The organism is Prauserella marina (assembly GCF_002240355.1).
In the GTDB taxonomy this organism is placed as follows: Bacteria; Actinomycetota; Actinomycetes; order Mycobacteriales; family Pseudonocardiaceae; genus Prauserella_A; species Prauserella_A marina.
This window is the reverse complement of record NZ_CP016353.1, coordinates 2,202,669-2,224,167: the sequence shown is the minus strand read 5'-3', so window position 1 is coordinate 2,224,167 and position 21,499 is coordinate 2,202,669. Positions and strand designations below refer to the sequence as shown.

Genomic DNA, 21,499 nt, shown 5'->3' with positions numbered 1-21,499 from the left:
GCGTCACTCCCGAGACCCCCGAGCATCGCCGAGGTTGCCGATGTCCACACCAGCTCGCGAAACGCCTCTCCTGCTCGGCAGGGGAATGACCATGGGCGACCAGCTCGCCCGGCACGCCCGCACCGTCGGCGACGACGTCGCCTACACCTTCGCCGGCGTTTCCCTGACCTATCGCTACCTTGACGAACGAGTGTCCAGGCTGGCGAACGCGTTGCGGGAGCGAGGAATCGGCCGCGGCGACCGGGTCGCCGTACTCGGCCTCAACAGCCTTGAGGTGATCGAGACCTACTTCGCGACGACCCGGCTCGGCGCCATCTGCGTTCCGGTCAACTTCCGGCTCGTCGCCGACGAGATCGCCTACACCCTTGGCGACAGCGGCGTCGGCGTGATCATCGTGCAGGCGCCGTTCGCGGGCACGATCGCCAAAGCGAGCGAACAACTCGAAGGCGCACCGGTGTGCTTGATCTTCGGCGAAGGCGCCGAACGCGGCGACGCCGAGGACTACGAACAGGCACTCTCGTCTGCCGCGCCGGTGTTCGGAGAACGACGGGTCGACGAACACGACGCGGCGTTCATCATGTACACCTCGGGAACGACGGGCAGGCCGAAAGGCGCCGTACTGAGCCATTTCAACCTGCTCATGCACGCGTTCAGCAACATGACGCACCTCGGAGCCATGACCGAGAACAGGGTGTGGCTCGCCGCGGCCCCGCTCTTCCACATCGCGGGACTTTCGGGCATGCTGCCCAATCTGCTGCTCGGCGGGCGCACCGTACTGCTGCCGTCGGGGCAGTTCGATCCGGCCGCGACCGTCGAGCTGCTCGAACGCGAGCGGGTTTCCTCGGTGTTCTTCGTTCCCGCGCAATGGCAGGCCATCGTGTCGGTTCCCGGTATCGCCGAGCGCGATCTCTCGGCACTGCGCACGCTGTCGTGGGGCGCCGCGCCCGCTTCGACGACGTTGCTGCGCACCATGATCGACGCGTTCCCGCAGGCGGAGGTCACCACCGCGTTCGGGCAGACCGAATGCAGCCCGTGCACGACGCTGCTGCGCGGTGAGGACTCGATTCGCAAGATCGGCTCGGTCGGCACACCCATGCTCAACGTCGAGGTCAGGGTCGTCGACGACGACATGAACGACGTGCAACGGGGCGAGGTCGGCGAGATCGTCTACCGCAGCCCGATGGTGATGAAGGAGTACTGGAACAAGCCGAAGGAGACCGAGGAAGCCTTCCGGGGTGGCTGGTTCCACTCCGGTGACCTCGTGCGTGAAGACGAGGACGGGTACTACTTCGTCGTCGACCGCAAGAAAGACATGATCATCTCGGGTGGCGAGAACATCTACTGCGCCGAGGTGGAGAACGTGCTCGCCGCGCACCCCCGGATCGGCGAGGTGGCGCTGATCGGCGTGCCCGACGAACGATGGGGAGAAACCCCGCTCGCGGTCATTTCGGCGAAGGTGCCCGATGATCCGCCGGACGCGGCCGGTCTCGCCGAGTGGTGCCGCGACAAGCTGGCCGGTTACAAGCGGCCGAGACGCATGGCGATCGTGCCAGCGCTGCCCCGCAATCCCAGCGGCAAGGTGCTCAAGACCGAACTCAGGGCGGATCTCGCGGCAGGCAGGCTGCTCGTCACGCCGCTGTGAGCGGTTTCGGTCCGCACTGTGACATCCGGCGTAACGACGCCCACGAGGTCTCCGCTTCTGCGAGTCTCGACGGCGTGATGTGGCTTGAACTCGAAGGCGCGGTCAACATCAGGGACGTCGGCGGCATCCCGACCGGCGATGGCGGGAGCACCACGGCGGGAAGGCTGCTCAGGGCCGACAACCTGCAAAACCTCTCCCCTTCCGACGTGTCCTACCTCGTCGACACCGTCAAGCTCACCACAGTGGTGGATCTGCGGACCCTCGGCGAAATCACCTCGGAAGGTCCAGCCCCGCTGACCAGGGTGGCCAGTGTCGAGCACGTCCACCACTCGCTCGTACCGGAGCGGGCATGGGACACGCCGGACGCGCTGCTGGCCAGGCGGCGCGAGGAACAGGCACAGCATCAGGGAGACCGGACGTGCGGCGCCTACCTCGGCTACGTCGAGCAACGGCCGGAGAGCATCGTCGGCGCGCTGCGGGCCATCGCCTCGGCGAAGGGCCCCGCCCTCGTGCACTGCGCGGCAGGCAAGGACCGCACCGGGGTCGTCGTCGCGTTCGCGCTGACCGTGGCGGGGGCGCTGCGCGAGCACATCGTGGCCGACTACGCCGCGTCAGGTGAGCGCATCGAGGCCATCATCAAACGGCTGAGTGCGTCGCGGACCTACGCCGAGGACGTCGCGCGCATCCCGATCGACGGTCATCGGCCCCTTCCCGAGACGATGGCGCAGTTCCTCGACCAGATCGACCTTCGCTACGACGGCGTGCACTGCTGGCTCGACCGGAACGGATTCACCGCTTCCGAGGTGGCCACGCTGCGCGGGAGGCTGCGCGGCCAGGCGTGAAGCCAGGCGGGTTTCCCACCGAAATCCACGCGGTTCACGAACCTCAGCCGTCGATTCCCGGCACGACCGAACCGGGCATGAGGCTCGTCACCAGACATCCTTCTGGACTCCTTTCACCCGGCACATAGCCCTGACCAGGGGCTTTCGCGCGCCCTTCGCCAGGTAGGTCGTCGAGTACCGGACTTGACAAACCACGTCGCCTACCGTCATGGTTCACTACATGAGTAATGAACCAGTGCACCATGGTAGTGTCCGCCGACATGAGAGATGACGGCCGGCCGCTTTTCCTCCAGATCGCCGAGCAGATCGAGAACTCGATCATCGACGGCGCGTTGCCTGAGGAAAGCCGGGTGCCGTCCACCAACGAGCTTGCCGCGTTTCACCGGATCAACCCGGCGACCGCGGCGAACGGGGTTAATCGGCTGGTGGCCGATGGGGTGCTTTACAAACAAAGGGGAATCGGAATGTTCGTGGTGCAAGGAGCGCGAAATCTGCTCTTGGAACGCCGCAAGCAAGCCTTCGGACAGGCGTTCATCGCTCCGCTGCTCACAGAAGCACGCAAACTGGGGATGGATGCCGAAGACCTCAAGAAGATGATCGACGTCTGGAGGGACGACGCATGACCGCCGTTCGACTGCGCAACGTGACCAAGCGGTACGGCAACTTCACCGCACTCGACGACGTCAGCCTCGACCTCGAAGACAACCGGATCCACGGGCTGCTCGGCCGCAACGGGGCAGGCAAGACCACGATCATGTCGATACTGACCGGTCAGGGTTTTCAGACGTCGGGGACGGCCGAGGTCTTCGGCGAGGCACCGTACGAGAACGACCACACGCTCAGGAAAGTCTGCTTCATCAAGGAATCGCAGAAATACCCTGACAACTTCACGCCCCGGCACGCGTTCGCCGCTGCCAGGCTGCTGTACCCCGGCTGGGATCAGCCTTTCGCCGACGAACTGATCGCCGAATTCGCGCTCCCGATCAAGCGCAGGATCAAAAAGCTTTCCAGGGGACAGCTCTCCGCGATCGGGGTCATCATCGGGCTGGCGGCCCGCGCGCCGCTCACCTTCTTCGACGAGCCCTATCTCGGGCTGGACGCGGTGGCCAGGCAGGTGTTCTACGACCGGCTGCTCGCCGACTACGCCGAGAACCCGCGCACGATCGTGCTTTCGACGCACCTGATCGACGAGGTCAGCGACCTCATCGAGCACGTGGTGCTGATCGACCAGGGCAGGGTGCTGCTCGACGAGGACTCCGACCTGCTGCGGTCGAGGGCGGTCACCGTCACCGGGCCGGTGTCGGCCGTCGAGGAATTCGCCAAGGGGCACAGGGAACTGCACAGGGAACAGCTCGGCGGCTTCCTCAGGGTGACACTGGAGAACGTCCACACGGGACAGTCGCCGACCGGACTGGAGTTCGAACCGGTGTCCCTCCAGGAACTCGTCGTTCGCACGACTCAGCAAGCAGCGGGCGGGCGCCAGCTCGTCGGCGCGACCAATGGAAACGGGGAGAAATCATGAGTCGCGTGTGGAATGTCGTCCGCATCCAGCTCGTCAACGCGCCGATGGTGATCGGGAACCCGTTGCTCGTTCTCGCGATCGCCTTCGCGACGAACCTCGCGATCTTCGGGGTGATCAGCGACACTGCCGAACCCGGTAGCATGGTCACGGGCGCGATAATGTCCATCTACATCACCTTGCTCGTCTCGCACATCATCACGATGACCCAGATCTTCACGTTCGCGCTTGGCCTGAGCGTCACCCGCCGCACCTTCTACGCGGCGACATCAGTGCTCATCGTCGGGCAGGCGATCGGCTACGGCATCCTGATGTACCTGATGCTGCTGCTGGAGCGGGCGACCGGCGGCTGGGGAATGGACCTGAAGTTCTTCGGCGTTCCGTTCATGGTCAACGACAATCCGCTGCTCCAGTTCCTCATCTACACGGTGCCGTTCCTGTTCATGTCCTTCATCGGTGTCTACGTCGGCATCGTGTTCAAGCGGTGGGGCCAGCCCGGTGTCTACGCTCTCACCATCGGCACCGGCGCGGTCGCCGCCATCCTGGGGATTCTGGCTACCTGGCAGCAGTGGTGGCCCGCCGTCGGCAGGTTCTTCGCCGACCAGTCACCGATGAGCCTGTTCGCGGGCTACCCGTTCGTACTGGCCGTGATTCTGGCCGGTATCGGTTTCCTGACCCTGCGCAGGGCAACTCCCTGACCGGCTCAGCTCACAGCGCACGTTGCCTTCCCTCCCAGTAGGGTTCGCGCAGCGTGCGCTTGAGTATTTTCCCCGTCGCGTTGCGGGGAAGCTCGGCAACGACATCCACTGTGGACGGACACTTGTATCCGGCGAGCCTGTCCCTGCAAAACGCGATCGCATCGTCCGGGTCCGGCGCGGCCGCCGAGGGCACGACGACGGCCTTGACCTGCTCACCCCAGGTGGCGTCGGGGACGCCGATCACCGCCACCTCGGCGATACCGGGAAACTCGGCGAGCACCCGCTCCACCTCGGCGGGGTAGATGTTCTCCCCACCCGAGATGATCATGTCCTTGACCCTGTCCTCGATGGAGAAATAGCCGTGCTCGTCCCTGCGCCCGGCGTCGCCGGTGCGCAGCCAGCCGTCGGCGATGGTGGCCGCGGTGTCCTCGGCCCGCCCCCAGTACCCCGCCATGACCTGCTCGCCCCGGATCTGGAACTCACCGAGCTCACCGTCGCCGAGCACGGTGCCCGACACCGGATCCACGACCCGCATCTCGACCCCGTCGACGGGCCTTCCCACCGACGAGCGCCATTCGGGATGGTCGGCGGCCCTGTGGTCGTCCGGCCCGAGAATGCAGAACACGCCCGCGGCCTCGGTCATCCCGTAGACCTGGTAGAAGTCGACGTCGAAGACGTCCATGGCCTGGCTCAGCACCGCGGCGGGCATCGGCGATCCGCCGTAGCCGAGGCAGCGCAGCGTGGAGACGTCGGCCTCCCGCACGCCGGGAACGCGCAGCAGGAACCCGATGACGGCCGGCACGAAGAAGGCGTGCGTCACGCGATGGGCCGCGATCGTGGCCAGCACGTCGGCGGGAACGACGTCCCGCACGAGCACCGTCTCGCAGCCGACCGACATCCCGGCCAGTGCCCAGCTCGTGCCCCCGACGTGGAACAACGGCATGGCAACGAGATTGACCGAGTCGGCGGTGAACCCGAAGCCCTTCGCGGCTGCTTCGGAGTGAGCGAGCAGGCAACGGTGGGTCAGCATCGCGCCTTTCGGATAACCCGTCGTTCCCGAGGTGTAGAGCTGGAGAAAACAGTCGTCGAGGGTGGCGTCGGCGCGTTCGGTGCCGTCCGGCTCGCCCGCACCGGCGAGGAACGCCTCGTACTCGTCGGTCTCGGCTCCGCCGACGACGATGACCCGCTCCACCGTCTTCAGCTCGTCACGGATCCCTTCGAGCGCGGGAAGTAGTTCGGCGCCGACGAAGAGCACCTTCGCGGCCGAGTCGTTGAGTACGTAGCTCAGCTCGTCCGGTGCGAGCCGCGCGTTGACCACCGCGTTGACCGTGCCAGCGTAGGCGCAGGCCAGCGTGGTTTCCAGGCAGGCGGGGTGGTTCTTGTCGAGAAAGGCGACGCGATCGCCCTCGGCCAGGCCCGCCGCGCGCTGGGCGGCGGCGTTGCGGCGTACCCTCGCCGAGAGGTCGCGCCATGACCAGCTCTGCTCACCGAACCGCAGAGCCACCCGGCCGGGAGATCGCTGCTCCCACCGTTGCAGCAGGTCGGCGACGTGGGCACCCGCATCGGTCATCCTCGGCCTCTCCCCCGTCAGCGGACGCTGTCCCCACAGATTACGAGCGAGCGGCCCCGGCTTCAACCATCGCTGAGTGATCCATTATGGACAGACCGATGGCAGGCCACCCGCGCAGCGAAATCCGGCTCCCGGGACAGACCGGGCGTGCTTCTGTCCATCACTGGCCGCGCGATGGACACTGGAGCCACGCCGGGCGGATGCCCCGGCGGGTACCCGCGCGCCGCACGGCGCCGAGGACGGAGAACGGCATGATGGATCCCGTTGCCGAACACCACGTCATGGCCCTTCAGCGGGCCGACCGCGCCGATACCCAGGAGTGGCTGTGCCCCGAATGCGGCAGGCACTTCATCGTGCGGTGGGACCCCGAGTTCGACCAGCTCGTGCTCAACCAGGGCGACACCGGCGCCAGCCACTCGGGTAGCGAAAAGGGCGCGCTGGACATCGTGATGCGCACCGAAATGGCACGGCCCGTCCCTCGGGGCGAACCGACTCAGGTCTGGCTCGACTGGCTACGCCAGCACGGTATCGAGGACCCCGAGGCCCGCTGACCCCCTCGCCGCGCCCACGCGTGGACGCGGCCGGTTCCCCGGCCACGGATGTCCGGGAAACCGGCCAGGATCGACCGATCCTCAGTCACGACACGACGAAGGGCAGGCTTTCCGCGGTCGAGAAGTCGAAGTTCGACCCCGCCGTCACCTTGTACGAGGCGACCGCTTGCAATACATCGCCAACGGCGGCCTTCGCTCCCCAGCCCGCGGGGATGTTGATCCGCAATTCCTGCAAGAACGGATCGGTGTCCGAAGGAGTCAGCGACCCGCCCTGGTTCGCCGTCGCCACGTTGACCGACTGGGTGAGATTGCGAATACCCACCCTCGCGTCGAATCTGGTGACATTCTGGTTCAAGTCCCTGCCAATCTCGATGTTCATGATGACATCGAAAGGATCGTTCAATGTGACGTCGTCGATCGTAAAGAATGTTCCGACGTCGACCGCGTAGAGCAGTTTCACGCTGGCATCAAAATCACTCGACATGTGGCTACTCCCCTGAATATGCGTGCGTACCGGTGAATCCGGGTGCCGTAATACCAGATAACCACCGTCGTCCCGACCGGACACCGCCCAACGGGTGAAGCCGGTAAAGCGCGGAACAAATGCCAGCTGAAAGCCCGAGAAATCGATCTCGATGTTCGTGATTTTTTTGAACTCAGTCGACGGGAACCAGCTTTTCAGCAGCTGAACCGGTCGCCTTTTTCCGGCGATTCCCGAACAATCCGGCAGCGGCGACGACGATCCCGGCGAGGCCGAGACCGACCGGCACGAGCAGCGCCATCCGGTAGCCCTCCATCAGAAAGGCGGCGGTGCCGGAACGCGTGTTCGCCACGTTGACGGCCGCGGCGGCCGACAACCCCAGCGCGGCGCCGAACTGGAAGCTCGTGTAGAGCAGACCACCCGCGAGCCCCTGTTCCCGTTCGTCGACCTCGTCGGTCGCCGCGATCGTGGCAGGCCCGTACGCCAGCGCGAAGGCGACCCCGAGCAGCAGCAGGCTGGGAATCATCGCGGAGTAGGTCCAGTCCGGCGCGACCGGGAGGAACAACACGTAGGACGCGGCGGCCAGCAGCATGCCGCCGAAGATGACGCGGGTGGTGCCGAACCTGGCCACGAGTTTGGGCACCACCGTCGGTGACAGCAGCACGTCCACCCCGAGCAGAAGCATCGCCAGACTGGTCTCCAGCGTCGACCAGCCCCTCAGTTCCTGTAGGTAGAGAACGACGATGAACTGGAAGCCGAAGAATCCCGCCGCCAGCAGGGACATCGTCAGGCCCGCCCGCACGAGCGCGGCGTTGGCGAAGATGCCCAGCCGCACGAGCGGGGTCTTCGCCCGTTTCTCGATCACCACGAAGACGGCGAGCAGCGCCAGGCCCGCCGCGAGAGTCGCCGCCGTCACGGACACCGGCACGTGCGCCGACCGTTCGACGCCGAGTACGACGAGCACGATCGCCCCCGTTACGGTCACCGCACCCGCCACGTCGAACCGCAGACCCGCGCGCCGCTCACGCACCGATCGTGGGATCAGCGGGACGGCGAAAGCCAGAATCACCGCGGACAGCCCGACCGGGGCGAAGAAGACCCAGCGCCAGCCCAGCGACGTCAGCAGGCCGCCGATGACCAGGCCGAGCGTGAATCCGCCCGCCGCGATCCCCGAATACACCAGCAGTGCCTTGTTGCGCTGCGGTCCCTGTTCGAAGGTCGTCGTGATGATCGAGAGCCCGGCCGGAGTCATGAACGCCGCGGCGACACCGGTCACGAATCGTGCCGCGATCAGCATCCAGCTCTCGGTCGCGAGCCCGCCGAGCCCGGAGAACACGAGGAACACCACCAGTGCCCACAGGAAGACCTCACGCCTGCCAAGCAGGTCGGCCGCCCTCCCGCCGAGCAGCATGAACCCGCCGTAGCCGAGCACGTACGCGCTCACCACCCACTGCAACTCGCCGGTCGCCAGCCCCAGGTCAGCCCTGATCACCGGCAACGCCACGTTGAGCATGGCGATGTCGATACCTTCGAGGAAGATCGCGCCACACAGCACGAGCAGCACTCCCCACCGTCTGCTGCCCCACTCACTCATCAAGCCCACCAAGTCCTCGCAGGTCGGAGAAATATCGTTCTCCCACCACCCTCGTTCCGGACGACCTGCGGGAACAACGCCGAAGATCACAACGTTCGTTCAGTCGGGCTTACCGATCGAGAGCAGGGGATCCGATGGAACGCGACGAGCTTGAGTGCTTTCTCGTGCTCGCCGACGAGCTGCACTTCGGCCGCACCGCCGAGCGCATGCACCTGTCGAGGGCGAGGGTCAGCCAGCTCATCCAGCGACTGGAACGGCGGGTCGGCGCCGCGCTGTTCGTCAGGACAAGCAGGCGGGTCGCCATGACCACGCTCGGCAAACAGTTGCGGGCCGAGACCGAGCAGCACCACCTGGCTATCGAGTCGGCGCTCGCGAAGGCGGCCGAGCACGCGCGGCGAGCGCTCGGCGCGCTGCACGTCGGGTTCGCCAACCCGCTCGCGGGCGAGATCGTCGTGCGGGCAGCCGACGCGCTGCGCGCGACGCATCCCGACCTCGCGATCGAGTTCTGCGAGGTCCCGCTGGCCAGTCCCTACGGTGAGCTGCGCAACGGGCAGTTCGACGTGCAGCTGGTCGACTTCTCCTCCCATGAGGACGATCTCTCGGGAGGAGAGCCGTTGTTCGAAGAGGACAGGATGCTCGCGCTGCCCGCCTGCCATCCGTTGTCCATCAAGGACAGTCTCGTGCTCGACGATCTTGCCGAGATCACGCTGCTTTCCATCGAAGGCGACGTTCCCTCCTACTGGCTTGAGGACAGGGTTCCCGCGCGAACACCCGGCGGACGGCGCATCGAGCGCGGGCCCTCGGTCGCCAACCTGCAAGAAGCACTGACGCTGGTGTCGGCGGCGCAGGGCGCGATCATCACCCCGGCGCACACCGCCACGTACTACCCCCGGCCGGGCATCGTCTACCTTCCGCTGCGCGACGCGCCGAGTGCTGCTTACCGGCTGCTGTGGCGGGCAGGCGAGAACACCGGTTCGGTCAACGCTTTCCGCGACGCGGTGCGCGCCATGGCACGCGACGTGGAGAAGAACACGGTCACGGCGGCCCGGCTTTCCGTGCGAGCACTCTGCTGAACCGCCGGTGCCCCTGCCGGATCAGTTCCTCGGCGAGCACCGTCCAGCCTTCCGGCACCAGCGCGGCGAGGTCGCCGTGCCTGATGTGCCACGGTGGGAGTGCGCCCTCGTGCTCGCCAGGGACGGCAAGCGCTTCCCAGCCCAGCAGTCCTCCCGGTTTCACCGCGCCCACCGCGATCGTGAACGCGGAGGGATCCCAGTATCGCGTCGCCAGCACGAGCGCGAAGTCGTCAGCCGGCCGGTATTCCGAGGCATCGGCGAGTACACAGTGGACCAGTTCGGCAACTCCCTTGTCCTGAGCTCGTTTTCTGAGATCCGCCATAGCCACATCGGACACATCGACGGCGACGACCATCCGTCCCTTCGCGGCGAGCGCGAGCGCCGAACCGGAGCGCCCGCAGGCGAGTTCGAGCACCGGCCCCTCCGGCAGTCCCTCCACGGCCGCGGCCGAGGACAACGGGTGCGGTTCGAACCCACCGTCGTGCGCGCGGTAACGCTCGTTCCATCGCAACCGGTCGGGATGGTTCTCGGGCGGCTCCGGCACGCCGGTCACAGTTTCTGCGCGAACTCGACGATGTTGCCGTCCGGATCGGCGATGTGCAGCGTGCGCTCGCGCCACGGCCGGTCGATCGGTCCGGTCAGGATCGGCACACCGGCCGCGCGAAGGCGCCCGGCCTCGGCGTCGACGTCATCGACGATGAAGCCGATCTCGCCCGCCGGTGCCGTTCCGCCTTCGCCGCCGATCAGTTCGGGCAGTTTGGCACGTTCGAACAGGGCGAACTTGGTGTTGTCCATGGCGAACTCGACGTAGCCGTCACCGTCGATCCGCACGTCCAGCCCGAGCACCTCGGTGTAGAACGCGACGGAGCGCGACAGTGACTCCACGTACCAGATCACGTAGTCGATGCGGTTGAAGCGAGGCATGAGTGCACGGTAACCGCACGGGGCGGGTACCACCTCAGGCGAAGGGACCGGCCGCCTCGGCGAGTGCCCGCTCGGCGATGTCCTGCAACGAGGTGCCCTGCGGCTGGTCGAGCCAGGCGACCGTGGCGACCCTGATGGCGGTGAAAAAGCAGCCGGCGATCAACCGGGGCCTGGTGGCGGATCTTTGCTCCTCAGGCAGCCGGGCGGCCAGTTCGGCTGCCAGTTCCTTCTCGAACGAGGAGAAGGTCGCCAGTTGCTGGACCAGCAACGAAGGATGGGAGCGGATGAATCTGGCCCTGGCCACCCAGTCCTCGTCGGGTCCCCGCTCCGGAAACAGCGTGCGCATGCTGGCGGTGAGCGCCGTCCACGGTGACTCGGCGGCTGGCCGGGCCCGCACTGCCTCCAGCATCGCGGCCATCCTCGCCCCGTCGCCGTAGAGCAGGGCCTCTTCCTTACTGGCGAAGTAGTTCGAGAAGGTGCGCCGCGAGACGGTCGCGGCGTCGGCGATGGCCTCCACGGTCAGCCGGTCGAAGCCGTGTTCCATGGCCAGCTTCAGCGCGGCCTCGTGCAATGCCTCCCTGGTCGCGATCTTCTTCCGCTCACGAAGTCCCTGCACCGTGTTCACCCCGGTGATCGTACGACACTCCGAGAAAAATTTCTCATCGGGAAAACTTGCACATTGAGCGACTTCGCGGAATAGTTGCAAGTGGCAAACATTCCTGCCTGTCCCCTGCCCGATGAACGACAGCCTGGAGGCTGCGTGAGTTCCCCGAACACCCTGACCGCCGGTGCGGAGCCGATGGCGCGGCCTCAGGTGCTCAAGGCGCTGAGCGGCCTGCTGCTCGTCCTGTTCGTGGCGATGATCAGTTCGACCATCGTCTCGACCGCGCTGCCCAAGATCATCGGCTCGCTCAACGGCAGTCAGACGCAATACACCTGGGTGGTCACCGCCACCCTGCTCGCCGCGACGGCGACAACCCCGATCTGGGGCAAGCTCGCCGACCTCTACAGCAAGAAACTGCTGGTGGAGATCGCCATCGGTATTTTCGTGGCCGGATCGCTCATTTCGGGTTTCGCCCAGGACGCCGGTCAGCTCATCGCCGCGAGGGCTTTCCAGGGGCTCGGCGTGGGTGGTTTACAGGCGCTCGTGCAGGTCGTGATCGCCGCGATGATCCCGCCGAGGGAGCGCGGCCGGTACAACGGCCTGCTCGGCGGCGTGATGGCGCTGGCGACGGTCAGCGGGCCGCTGCTTGGCGGGCTCATCGCCGACAGTTCGCTGCTCGGCTGGCGCTGGTGTTTCTTCGTCGGGATTCCGTTCGCCCTCGTGGCGCTCGTCGTGCTGCACCGCACCCTGCATTTGCAGGTCACCCGCCACGGCAAGGTCAGCATCGACTACGTCGGCGCCACGCTGATCGCACTGGGCGTCAGCATTCTGCTGATCTGGGTGTCGTTCGTGGACAACTCATTCGCCTGGCTGTCCTGGCAGACCGCCGCCATGGCCGGTCCCGGAATCGTGCTGCTGGTGGTCGCCGTCTGGTGGGAATCACGCACCGTCGAGCCCGTCGTGCCGCTGGACATCATCCGCAGGCGCACCCCGGCGCTGGCCATTCTCGCCAGCCTCGCCGTCGGGATGGCGATGTTCGGCGGAGCCGTGTTCCTCGGGCAGTACTTCCAGGTCGGCCGGGGCTACAGCCCCACGGAGGCTGGGCTGCTCATGATCCCGATGATGGCGGGTGTGCTGGTGTCCTCGACCGTGGTCGGCCAGATCATCAGCAGGACAGGCAAGATCAAGCCCTACATCGTGGCGGGAACCATCGTGCTCGTCGCGGGCTTCGCCGTGCTGGCTACCGTCGACAACTCCACCTCGATGATCATCGTGTCGGCAGGGATCGTGCTGGTGGGCGTCGGGGTCGGCATGTCGATGCAGAACCTCGTGCTCGCCGTGCAGAACACCGTGGCGCTCAAGGACATCGGCGCGGCGAGCGCGTCGATCACGTTCTTCCGTTCACTCGGCGGCACGGTGGGAGTCTCGGTGCTGGGCGCCGTTCTCGCCAACCGGGTCCTGGCCAGCGTCCGGGAAGGGCTTGAAGCGGCCGGGCTCCCTTCGACGGCGATGGGGAGCACGAGCAACCTGAACCTCGAACAACTGCCGCCTGAGATCGAAGGCATCGTGCGCAATGCCTACGGCGACGCCACGGGGCACATCTTCCTGATCTCGGCGGTGATCGCGCTGCTGGGCGTCGCGGCGGCGGTCGCGCTCAAGCCGACCATGCTGCGCAGCAGTATCGACCTCGAAGAGCCGCCCGCCGACGAACCCGGCGGTGACGCGGGCAAACACAAGGTGAGCGCCGGATAGTGAACCGGGCTCCGGTCACCGCGAGACGCCCTCGCTGGTCGGAGCGCACATCGTCGGTCTCCAACGGGTGACTTCCCCATGAGGTACGAACCACGGACAACCCCGGCGCCGAAAAGGACGTTATCCCCATGTACGGCAATCGAAAGGCGGGCGCGACGCGGCGCCCGTGGATTGGGGGAACACCATGTCCGGCTCCATGACAAGGCTTCTCGCGGCGGGCGCCGTCGGAGTGCTCGGCGTGGCACTGACGGCCACCACCGCGGCCACCGCCGTCGCGGACGAGTACGAATCGCACACCGTACAGGCTGATGTGGACGGTGATGGCAGCCTCGACGACGTCACCCTGACCGAGGTGTCGCCGACAAGCCAGACGCTGACCTTCGCGCTTGCGGGGGGACCGGTGGAGGTCACCATCGAGGGCGACGCGAGCTATCCGTTGCAGCAACCGCGTCCGGTCGACGTGAACAGCGACGGAACACACGAGATCATGGTCGCCGAGTACGTCGGCGCCAACACGGTCACCTTCAACGCCTGGTACTACGACCCGGCCAGGGGCAAGATCTTCCCGGTCGCCAACCCCGACGGTTCCCGGTTGCAGGTCTACGAAGGCGGGGGTGCCGCCGCGAGATCGGGCTACAACTGCTTCGACTACCCGGACACCGGCGACCGCGACCTGGAGGCATTGAACGCACGGCTCGTCGACTCCTCGGGCGAGGTTCCACTCTTCGACGGAACCCGCATCCGTTACCACGTCGAGGACGGGGTGGCGAGGGAAGTGCAGCGCTTCGAGTACGAAGCCATTCCCGGCGACGACCCGCGACTGGACACCGACCCGCGAAGCTGCGGCGCCATCGTCTGACCATAGCGAGATTCCCGTGGTACCGAGAAACTTTCGGTCCCACGGGAATCAATATGTCCACTGTGGATGATCAAGGCGACCGTCAACTGCCCCACAGTGACTTCCGAAGGCCGCTATACCACCATCGACAAGCGCGGTCCACATCAGCACGCGCCTCGGACTGCAACTTATCCGGCTGCCGAGCCGATCGGATTGATCCCAAAACGAGTTCACCGTGGTCTTTCAACAGGTCAGGCACAACAGTCACTTCGCGACGGTGCTGGACCGTCGCATACCTTCGCTGAGCCGGCCACGCGGTTAGCGCCACCGACGGAGCCGAGTCTTCACCCGCGTAACAATATGTCGGACAACCCCGATCTGAGAGCAAACCGGGAAGGGCCCTACCCCACAAGCTCGCGGCCTTGCGGCCAAGAAGGACGGGACATGGAGATCGCAGAACGCGCCCAGGCACTGGCGATGAAGATCCGAAAACACAAGGCTGAAATAGAAACCGAGGAAGCGACTAAGAACGCCTTTGTCATGCCCTTCATCAGCACAGTATTGGGCTACGACGTATTCAATCCTTCCGAAGTGATTCCAGAGTTCACGGCAGACGTAGGAACCAAGAAGGGGGAGAAAATTGACTACGCGATCGCGCACGACGGACAGGTCCAAGTACTGGTCGAGGTCAAGAAAATAAACGACCCGCTTCGGATCGAACATGCATCGCAGCTATTCCGATACTTCGCGGCCACGAACGCCAGGATCGCAATCCTCACCAATGGTGAGGCGTACGAATTCTACACCGACTTGGACGCACCAAACCGGATGGACGCCAAGCCGTTTCTCGTACTGGATCTTTCCGATATCGATGCGACCCTCCTTCCCGAACTGGCGAAGCTGGCCAAGGATTCGTTCAACCTCGATTCCGTGATCAGCGCCGCAGGGGAACTCAAGTACATCGGGCAACTCAAACGTATCCTGGCGGCACAGTTCAGAAAACCAGAAGAAGAGTGGGTCCGACTCCTGACGAACCGCGTCTACGACGGCTCGTTCACCCAGCGGGTTCGAGACCAGTTTCTCCCCCTGGTCGAAAAAGCCATGGGCCAGTTCTTGAACGAACAGGTCAATGATCGCTTGAAGAACGCTCTCGGCGGACCCGACGCTTATGTCAGCGTCTCCAGCGGCACAGCACCGGAACAAAAGGCGCCGACTGATACCAGGAATAATGACTCTCCCGTCGAGCCAGAAGCAAATGAAAACACGGAACGAATAACCACAACAGAGGAAGAGCTGGAAGGCTATCGCATAGTCAAGGCGATTGCATGTGGCGACGTAGCGCCATCCAGGATCGTAGCCCGAGATACGAAAACGTATTTCGGAGTCCTGCTCGACAACAACAACAGAAAACCGATCGCCCGACTTTGGTTCAATCGTTCAAAAAGTATCTCGGCGTCTTCGACGAGAACAAGGTCGAGACCCGTGTACCGGTTCTCTCCGCCGAGGACATCTATCTTTATGCCGCCCAGTTGCGAGCAACAGTAGTCCGATACGAGTCCAAGTCCCCCGCCGTCGCGGCTCTGTCCTCCGACGCCACCACGGAGCGACCCGGCACGACGAACAGCGCTGATTCCACTTGGAGCTGATGAACCAACCACAGAACTCGGCGCGTGGCTTGTCGGCAATCCGCGGGAGGTGCAAAATCTGGTAGAACACTGCACATGCTGACATCGCCGGCCGGCAAGGGACACACTCCCGAGGTGAGCCACGAGGACTTCGGCGCCATTCTCGCCGTCGTCCGCGACTTCGTCAGGTCGGCGGTCCTACCGCGCGAACGGGAGATCGCCGACACCGACGCCATTCCGCGCGAACTGCGCGAGCAGGCGGCCGCGATGGGCCTGTTCGGCTACGCGATCCCAGCGGAGTGGGGCGGGCTCGGCCTGGACCTGACCCAGGACGTCGAACTGGCCATGGAGCTTGGTTATACGTCGCTGGCGCTGCGGTCGATGTTCGGCACCAACAACGGCATCGCGGGCCAGGTGCTGGTCAACTTCGGCACCGCGGAACAAAAGGGCGAGTGGCTGGAGCGCATCGCCTCCGGCGAGGTGGTGGCGTCGTTCGCGCTGACCGAACCCGGTGCGGGCTCCAATCCGGCAGGGCTGCGCACCACGGCTCGCAGGGACGGCGACGGCTGGATTCTCGACGGCCAGAAGCGGTTCATCACCAACGCCCCGGTCGCCGACCTGTTCATCGTCTTCGCCCGCACCAGACCGGCCGACGCCTCCGGAACGGGCATCGCGGTCTTCCTCGTCCCGGCCGGCACGCCCGGTGTCGGCGTCGGTGCCAGGGACCGGAAAATGGGCCAGGAGGGCGCGTGGACGGCCGACGTCACCTTCTCCGGGGTCAGAGTCGCCGCGTCCGCACTGGTCGGCGGCGACGAGGACACCGGTTACGCCGCCGCGATGACGTCGCTGGCGCGGGGACGAGTGCACATCGCCGCGCTCGCGGTCGGCACCGCGCAACGCGCGCTGGACGAATCCGTTGCCTACGCCGCTTCCGCCACCCAGGGCGGCACGCCCATCGGCGAATTCCAGCTCGTGCAGGCCATGCTCGCCGACCAGCACACCGGCGTCATGGCCGGGAGAGCACTGGTGCGCGAGACCGCGCTGCGCTACGTCACCGGCGAGGACACGAGGAAAGGACCTTCGGCTGCGAAGCTGTTCTGCACCGAGATGGCGGGAAAGGTCGCCGATCTCGCGGTGCAGATCCACGGCGGCACCGGGTACATGAGGGATGTGCCGGTCGAACGGATCTACCGCGACGTGCGATTGCTGCGACTCTACGAGGGCACGAGTGAGATCCAGCGGCTCATCGTCGGCGGGACACTGGTGCGCGACGCGCGGCGGCAGCACGGAAAGGACCGGCAATGAGACTCGGCGAGGACGAGGAACGGATCGTCGCGTTGGTGTCGGAATTCGTCGACGAACGCGTGCGTCCACGCGTGCGCGAATTCGAAGAGGACGACATCTATCCAGCCGAGTTCATCGACGAGATGAAGACGCTCGGCTTCTTCGGTCTCCTCACCCCGGCCGAGTACGGCGGAATCGACGTCAGCACCGCGTGTTTCGCGCGGGTCACCGAGGAACTGGCCCGCGGCTGGATGAGCCTCGCCGGGGCGATCGGCGGACATTCCGTCATCACCTATCTGATCAAGACGTTCGGCACGCCGTGGCAGCGCGAGCACTACCTGCCGAGGATGGCCGACGGCACGTTGCGTGCCACGATGGCGCTGACCGAGCCGGGCGGCGGAAGCGACCTGCAAGCGATGCGAACCCGTGCGGTGCCGGAGGATGGTGGCTGGTCGGTCACCGGGTCGAAGACCTGGATCTCGAACGCGGCGCATTCCGGGCTGATCGGGCTGCTGTGCGTGACGGACAGCGAGGCCGAACCCGCTCACCACGGCATGAGCGTCCTGCTCGCCGAGCCGGGCGATGGGCTCACCGTCTCCAAGAAGCTGCCGAAACTCGGCTATCGCGGCATCGAGGCGTGTGAGCTGATCTTCGAAGGCAGGAGGGTACCGGCCGAGGGCGTACTCGGAGGGCGGCCGAACGAAGGCTGGGCGCAGATGATGCGCGGGCTGGAGGTCGGCCGCGTACAGGTCGCCGCTCGCGCGCTGGGTGTCGGGCAGGCGGCGCTGGACGCCGCGTGCGCCTACGCGCAGGAAAGGGAGTCCTTCGGCAAGCCGATCTGGAAACACCAGTCGGTCGGCAACCTGCTCGCGGACATGGCGACCAAGATGCGGGCGGCGAGGCTGCTGACCCTCGACGCGGCCGAACGGCTCGACGCGGGCGAACGAGCGGACATGGAAGCCGGGATGGCGAAACTGTTCGCCTCGGAGACCGCGATGCAGGTGGCGCTCGACGCGATCAGAGTGCACGGCGGTTACGGCTACTCCAAGGAATTCGACGTCGAGCGCTACTTCCGCGACGCGCCGCTGATGATCGTCGGTGAGGGCACCAACGAGATCCAGCGCAACGTGATCGCGGCACAGCTCATCGCCCGCAACCGGATCTGACCGGCCCGGCTCACCCCCCACGGGCGACGTGACTCTCGTTCCCCCGGAGCAGGGTGCTGACCGAAGCACTCGGCTGAGAGGGGCCTGTCATGCGCGCGTCAGCCTCGCCCGAGCACACGGGAACCCGGGCCGGTGGCATCCGGCTGGCCGCATCGGGCCGACTGCTGGCCGCGGGCACCCTGCTCGCGCTGGCCGGCGTGTTCAACGCCGTCATCGGCCTGGTCGGGCTCTTCCGCTCCGGCTACTACGTGACCGGCCCCATGGGGACGCTCGTCTTCGACATCACCGCGTGGTCCTGGATCCACCTCGGCGTCGGCGTCTTCGCGGCGGCCACCGGAGTGGCGTTGTTCCTCGGCGCCGAGTGGGCCAAGGTGGTCGCGGTGCTTCTGGCCGGGTTCAACGCACTGGCACAGCTCGTGTTCGTCGCGGCGAGCCCGTTGTGGAGCATCATCGTCATCGCACTGGACGTGCTGATCATCCTGGCCGTGCTCACGCCGGAGAGCGAGTCGCGAACACCGGCATGACGGGGCCGGGCCGCTGCGGTGACCCGCGTGCGGGTGATCATCCGGACACAGCGCCTGCGCTTGCGGGCGGCGCTCCTGAACGCGGCCGAACGGCACCCTCCGGTCGCCGTCGCGATCGAGGTGGCCCAGCGGGACCGGCGGAGTTCCGGCAGGCTGCTGGCAGCCGCGCTGGCCTTCCGGCTCTTCTTGTGGCTGTTGCCGTGCGCGCTGCTGGTCGTCGCCTTGCTTGGCTTCGGGGCTGGGCACAACAGGGAATTGGTCCGCAGGACCGGCCTCGGCCCGGTCACCGGCAGTGTGTTCGAGCAGATCGGTATCCAAGCTCAGCAGAGCCGGTATGTGCTCGCCGTGCTCGGCGCCGCATCGCTGTGTCTCGCCGGTGTCGCGCTGAGCCGGACCTTCGACGGCATGAACGAGCGCATCAGGCCGGGAGCGGAGAGCGATTCGGGACGGCTGTTGCTGCGCAGATCGGCCAGGTACACGGCGGTGATGCTGGGTTTCACCGTCGCCTGCGTCGCCGGGCCGTTGCTCCACTCGGCCGCCGGACTTCCCGTTCCGGTGGCATCGCTGTGCGTGCTGGCGGTGCTCGTGCCGCTGGCCGTGTTGTTGATGCGCACCGGAACCGCCGCCTCCTTCGCGGAGGTTCTGCCAGGCGCGCTCGTCTTCGTCGCCGGTCTGGAAGTCCTGCGGCTCGTCGCGGCCTACGTGCTTCCGGCGAAGCTCAGCCGCGCTTCCGAGTTGTACGGGACGCTGGGGGTCGCGGCGGCGTTGCTCGTGTGGCTGACGCTGTTGGCCAGGTTCGTGGTGCTCGGTCACGTGCTCAACGCCGTGCTCGCCGAACGCCGCCCTTCCCTCAGCCGGCCGCGTCCAGTGCGCGGTCGAGCGCGAGCGCGGCGTCGACGAGAGCCAGGTGGGTGAATGCCTGCGGGAAGTTGCCGACCTGCTCTCCCGTCAGCGCGATCTCCTCGGAGTAGAGGCCGACGTGGTTGGCGTAGGTGAGCATCTTCGAGAACACGAGCCACGCCTGTTCCAGCCGCCCCGACCTGGCCAGCGCTTCGGCGTAGGCGAAGGTACACAACGAGAAGGTTCCCTCCTCGCCACGCAGCCCGTCCGGTGAGGCAGCCGGGTCGTAGCGGTACACCAGGCTGTCGGTGACCAGATCCTGCTTCATGACGTCCAATGTGGACAGCCATTGTGGATCGCGCGGGGCAACGAAGCCGACCTTGGGCATCCGCAACAACGCCGAGTCGACGACGTCGGTGTGATAGTGCTGGACGAACGCGTGCCGCGCGGGATGCCAGCCTTTTTCCTGGATCTCCTCGTGGATCCGGTCGCGTTCTCTCGTCCATCGCGCGAGTTCGGCCGGACGGCCGTGCTCGGTGGCCAGCCGGATCCCTCGGTCGAGGGCGGTCCAGCACATCAGCCTGCCGTAGGTGAAGGGCCTGCGGCCTCCCCTCGTCTCCCAGATCCCCTCCTCGTCCTGCTGCCAGTTCCTGCTCACCCAGTCCAGTACGTCGGCGATGGCGGCCCAGCCCCGCAACGGCAGCCCGATCCCCGCCCGGTCGGCGATGAAGACGCTGTCAAGCGCCTCCCCGTAGATGTCGAGCTGCAACTGATCGGCGGCGTCGTTACCCACCCGCACGGGGCGGGACGCACGGTAACCGGACCAGTGCGGCAGCGCCTCCTCCTTCAGCTCGGACGTGCCGTCCACCCGGTACATGATCTTGAGCGGGCCGGAGGGGCCGCCTGCTCGCTCCCGCACCCTGTCGCCGAGCCACGCGCCGAAGGACCGTGCCTCGTCCAACAGCCCTAGTCCGAGCAGCGCGCCGACCGAGAAGGACGCGTCCCGCACCCAGGTGTAGCGGTAGTCCCAGTTGCGTTCACCACCGATTTGCTCGGGTAGCGCCATCGTCGGGGCGGCCACGATGCCGCCGGTCGGGGCGTAGGTCATCAGCTTGAGCGTGATCGCCGATCTGGTCACCGCCTCGCGCCACCGGCCGCGGTAGGTGGACCCGGCCAGCCAAGAGCGCCAGAAGCCGACGGTCCGATCGAAGAGCGCGCCGATCTCGGCTGGCCTGATCTCGCGCGGCGGGCCGTCGGGATCGGATTCGAGCACGACACCGCGGACCTGTCCAGCGGTCAGTTCGATGTCGACGCGTACGTCACCGCCGGTCACCTCGGTGGCGGCAAGGTACTCCTCGCCCGGTTCGCGGACCGGATGCAGCGCGATCGTCGAGCCGCCCGCGGAAAACAGCACTCCGGCTCCGGCGCGCCCTGCCTCGTGCCGCTGGCGGCCGTAGTCGAAGCGAGGAGCGACCTCGACCAGGAAGCGCAACGTTCCCCTGACACAGCGGAGCATGCGCACGATCCGGTGGCCACTCGTGGCGGCCCCGGTGAGCGGGGGCATGAAGTCGACGACCTCGCCGACTCCACTCTCGGTGAAGAAACGAGTGATCAGCACGGCGGAGTCGGGATGATAAGCCTGTCTGGTGGTGTACTCACCGCCCGCGGGCCGGATGCCGAAGTGCCCGCCGTCCTCATCCAGCAACGCGCCGAAGACGCTCGGGGAATCGAATCGCGGGCAGCAGAACCAGTCGATCGACCCTCGCGTGCTGACGAGTGCCGCCGTCTGCAGATCGCCGACGATCCCGTGGTCGGCGATGCTCGCTCCCGATGCCGCCGTCTTGTCCGTCATGCCATCCTCCGGTTCGCTCGCGCGCCGACCACCCCCGTGGAGCCATTGCCCCTGGGGTAACGGTTCCGGCGCATCGTCCGTCAGGGGTGAGCCGGTCACCGGGCTGCCGTCCACGACGGA

General features: G+C 66.3%; 21 protein-coding genes. 14 read left to right on the top strand and 7 right to left on the bottom strand.

Annotation, left to right across the window (positions count from 1 at the left end; all coding sequences use genetic code 11):
- Window positions 1-40: 40 nt before the first annotated feature.
- The 5 genes from BAY61_RS10290 to BAY61_RS10270 all read left to right on the top strand — a co-directional run bounded on the left by BAY61_RS10290 (window position 41) and on the right by BAY61_RS10270 (window position 4,701).
- Window positions 41-1,642, top strand: coding sequence for a long-chain-fatty-acid--CoA ligase (locus BAY61_RS10290; RefSeq protein WP_091795583.1), 1,602 nt, complete (start codon window positions 41-43; stop codon window positions 1,640-1,642).
- A gap of 74 nt (window positions 1,643-1,716) precedes the next feature.
- Window positions 1,717-2,484, top strand: coding sequence for a tyrosine-protein phosphatase (locus tag BAY61_RS10285; protein WP_091798596.1), 768 nt, complete (start codon window positions 1,717-1,719; stop codon window positions 2,482-2,484).
- Window positions 2,485-2,744: 260 nt separating this feature from the next.
- Complete coding sequence (locus tag BAY61_RS10280; RefSeq protein ID WP_091798594.1) at window positions 2,745-3,107, top strand: GntR family transcriptional regulator; 363 nt, start codon at window positions 2,745-2,747, stop codon at window positions 3,105-3,107.
- Window positions 3,104-4,006: an ABC transporter ATP-binding protein gene (locus BAY61_RS10275; RefSeq protein WP_091795580.1), complete on the top strand. Its 903-nt coding sequence runs from the start codon at window positions 3,104-3,106 to the stop codon at window positions 4,004-4,006. The genes BAY61_RS10280 and BAY61_RS10275 overlap by 4 nt, the downstream gene beginning before the upstream one ends.
- Complete coding sequence (locus BAY61_RS10270; RefSeq protein WP_091795577.1) at window positions 4,003-4,701, top strand: hypothetical protein; 699 nt, start codon at window positions 4,003-4,005, stop codon at window positions 4,699-4,701. Before BAY61_RS10275 ends, BAY61_RS10270 begins: the two co-directional genes overlap by 4 nt.
- Before the next feature lie 10 nt (window positions 4,702-4,711).
- Here the strand turns inward: BAY61_RS10270 and BAY61_RS10265 are convergent, their stop codons facing one another.
- Window positions 4,712-6,271, bottom strand: coding sequence for a long-chain-fatty-acid--CoA ligase (locus BAY61_RS10265; RefSeq protein ID WP_091795574.1), 1,560 nt, complete (start codon window positions 6,269-6,271; stop codon window positions 4,712-4,714).
- 251 nt (window positions 6,272-6,522) lie between these two features.
- Here BAY61_RS10265 and BAY61_RS10260 point away from each other — a divergent pair, with 251 nt between their 5' ends.
- Window positions 6,523-6,822: a hypothetical protein gene (locus BAY61_RS10260; RefSeq protein ID WP_091795571.1), complete on the top strand. Its 300-nt coding sequence runs from the start codon at window positions 6,523-6,525 to the stop codon at window positions 6,820-6,822.
- 85 nt (window positions 6,823-6,907) lie between these two features.
- Here the strand turns inward: BAY61_RS10260 and BAY61_RS10255 are convergent, their stop codons facing one another.
- Both BAY61_RS10255 and BAY61_RS10250 read right to left on the bottom strand, forming a co-directional pair.
- Complete coding sequence (locus BAY61_RS10255) at window positions 6,908-7,390, bottom strand: hypothetical protein (RefSeq protein WP_143021312.1); 483 nt, start codon at window positions 7,388-7,390, stop codon at window positions 6,908-6,910.
- Window positions 7,391-7,478: 88 nt separating this feature from the next.
- Window positions 7,479-8,897, bottom strand: a complete 1,419-nt coding sequence (locus tag BAY61_RS10250) for an MFS transporter (protein ID WP_091795565.1) — start codon at window positions 8,895-8,897, stop codon at window positions 7,479-7,481.
- A gap of 134 nt (window positions 8,898-9,031) precedes the next feature.
- On the opposite strand from BAY61_RS10250, the gene BAY61_RS10245 reads away from it, so the two are divergent.
- Window positions 9,032-9,970 (top strand): LysR family transcriptional regulator, encoded by a 939-nt coding sequence (locus BAY61_RS10245; protein ID WP_091795562.1) that lies wholly within the window; start codon window positions 9,032-9,034, stop codon window positions 9,968-9,970.
- On the opposite strand, the gene BAY61_RS10240 is transcribed toward BAY61_RS10245, so the two are convergent.
- The 3 genes from BAY61_RS10240 to BAY61_RS10230 are packed head-to-tail and all read right to left on the bottom strand — an operon-like array spanning window position 9,933 to window position 11,519.
- A complete protein-coding gene (locus tag BAY61_RS10240; protein ID WP_176879475.1) occupies window positions 9,933-10,514 on the bottom strand; it encodes a methyltransferase domain-containing protein in 582 nt (193 codons plus the stop codon). The two genes, BAY61_RS10245 and BAY61_RS10240, sit on opposite strands and share 38 nt — an antisense overlap.
- A gap of 5 nt (window positions 10,515-10,519) precedes the next feature.
- Window positions 10,520-10,894 carry a VOC family protein gene (locus tag BAY61_RS10235; RefSeq protein WP_091795560.1) on the bottom strand — a complete coding sequence of 125 codons (375 nt, stop codon included), beginning with the start codon at window positions 10,892-10,894 and terminating at the stop codon, window positions 10,520-10,522.
- Window positions 10,895-10,928: 34 nt separating this feature from the next.
- A complete protein-coding gene (locus tag BAY61_RS10230) occupies window positions 10,929-11,519 on the bottom strand; it encodes a TetR/AcrR family transcriptional regulator (RefSeq protein ID WP_091795557.1) in 591 nt (196 codons plus the stop codon).
- Window positions 11,520-11,693: 174 nt separating this feature from the next.
- Here BAY61_RS10230 and BAY61_RS10225 point away from each other — a divergent pair, with 174 nt between their 5' ends.
- From BAY61_RS10225 to BAY61_RS10195, 7 genes are all read left to right on the top strand, one after another.
- Window positions 11,694-13,250 carry an MDR family MFS transporter gene (locus BAY61_RS10225; RefSeq protein ID WP_091798588.1) on the top strand — a complete coding sequence of 519 codons (1,557 nt, stop codon included), beginning with the start codon at window positions 11,694-11,696 and terminating at the stop codon, window positions 13,248-13,250.
- Between the two features lie 196 nt (window positions 13,251-13,446).
- Complete coding sequence (locus tag BAY61_RS10220) at window positions 13,447-14,109, top strand: hypothetical protein (protein ID WP_143021311.1); 663 nt, start codon at window positions 13,447-13,449, stop codon at window positions 14,107-14,109.
- Window positions 14,110-14,532: 423 nt separating this feature from the next.
- Window positions 14,533-15,633 carry a type I restriction endonuclease gene (locus tag BAY61_RS10215; RefSeq protein ID WP_245865962.1) on the top strand — a complete coding sequence of 367 codons (1,101 nt, stop codon included), beginning with the start codon at window positions 14,533-14,535 and terminating at the stop codon, window positions 15,631-15,633.
- 176 nt (window positions 15,634-15,809) lie between these two features.
- Entirely contained in the window at window positions 15,810-17,018 is a 1,209-nt protein-coding gene (locus BAY61_RS10210) for an acyl-CoA dehydrogenase family protein (protein ID WP_091795551.1), read from the top strand.
- Window positions 17,015-18,163, top strand: a complete 1,149-nt coding sequence (locus BAY61_RS10205) for an acyl-CoA dehydrogenase family protein (RefSeq protein ID WP_091795548.1) — start codon at window positions 17,015-17,017, stop codon at window positions 18,161-18,163. Before BAY61_RS10210 ends, BAY61_RS10205 begins: the two co-directional genes overlap by 4 nt.
- 89 nt (window positions 18,164-18,252) lie before the next feature.
- Entirely contained in the window at window positions 18,253-18,687 is a 435-nt protein-coding gene (locus BAY61_RS10200) for a DUF7144 family membrane protein (RefSeq protein WP_091795546.1), read from the top strand.
- Window positions 18,688-18,714: 27 nt separating this feature from the next.
- Window positions 18,715-19,602, top strand: coding sequence for a YhjD/YihY/BrkB family envelope integrity protein (locus BAY61_RS10195; protein WP_245865960.1), 888 nt, complete (start codon window positions 18,715-18,717; stop codon window positions 19,600-19,602).
- Here the strand turns inward: BAY61_RS10195 and BAY61_RS10190 are convergent.
- Window positions 19,538-21,379 carry a glycoside hydrolase family 15 protein gene (locus tag BAY61_RS10190; RefSeq protein ID WP_091795543.1) on the bottom strand — a complete coding sequence of 614 codons (1,842 nt, stop codon included), beginning with the start codon at window positions 21,377-21,379 and terminating at the stop codon, window positions 19,538-19,540. The genes BAY61_RS10195 and BAY61_RS10190 overlap by 65 nt on opposite strands.
- Window positions 21,380-21,499: the final 120 nt, after the last annotated feature.